Source organism: Streptomyces minutiscleroticus, from assembly GCF_014650875.1.
GTDB classification, from domain to species: domain Bacteria; phylum Actinomycetota; class Actinomycetes; order Streptomycetales; family Streptomycetaceae; genus Streptomyces; species Streptomyces minutiscleroticus.
In genome coordinates this window covers 1-828 of record NZ_BMVU01000222.1, presented here as the reverse complement: position 1 = coordinate 828, position 828 = coordinate 1, and the positions used below count along the sequence as shown (strand labels likewise).

The window sequence follows — 828 nt, the reverse complement described above, 5'->3', positions numbered from 1 at the left end:
CCACCGTCTACGGGTACTTCGCCCACTGGCAGCGCGACGGCGTCCTCCACCAACTGCACGGCTTCCTGCACCGGCTGACCCGCCAGAGCCAGGGCCGCGCCGTCGAGCCCGGCGCCGGCGCCCTCGACACCCAGAGCGTGAAGACCTCCAACAACGTCCCCCGGACCAGCCAGGGCGCGGACGTCGGCAAGAGAATCGTCGGCAGAAAACGCGGAGCCGTCACCGACTCCCTCGGCCTGCTCCTCACCGTGCTGGCCACCGCGGCCGGCCGCTCCGACAGCGCCATCGCCCCGCACCTGCTCGACACCGTCCACGCCGCCCACCCCCGCCTGCGCAAAATGTGGGCGGACAGCGCCTTTCGCACCACCGTCCTCCAACACGCCGCCCACCTGGGCATCGACCTCGAAGTCGTCCAACGCACCCCCGGCACAAAAGGGTTTACTCCGCCGCCCCGAAGGTGGGTGATCGAGCGAACGTACGGCTGGTTCATGATCTTCCGCAGACTGGCCCGTGACCACGAGACACTGACCGTCCGCTCCGAAGCCCTCATCGAACTCCGCATGATCGACCTCATGACCCGCCGCCTGACCGGAGAATCCACACCAACCTGGAGAGACCCGACACCGCTGAATGAGACGCCATCGCCGGGATGAAACACCCACTGAGAGGGTGTTTATGCAGGCCAAGCCCTATATGTGGCTCTCATCCCCGACCGCTTTAAGTGCTTCTCCCCCATAGATACCGAATGGCGTTCTCCAGGGTGGAGGCTTGGCCATCCGTCTCGTTGGCTTTTGCGCCCGCAAGTCCGTCTGATTTGAAGTTGCCACA

General features: G+C 65.6%; 1 protein-coding gene. It reads left to right on the top strand.

Translation table 11 applies throughout. The features are described from left to right. On the top strand, nt 1-653 hold a 653-nt coding region (locus IE271_RS41115; protein WP_190195508.1), incomplete at its 5' end, for a transposase. Nucleotides 654-828 lie beyond the last annotated feature (175 nt).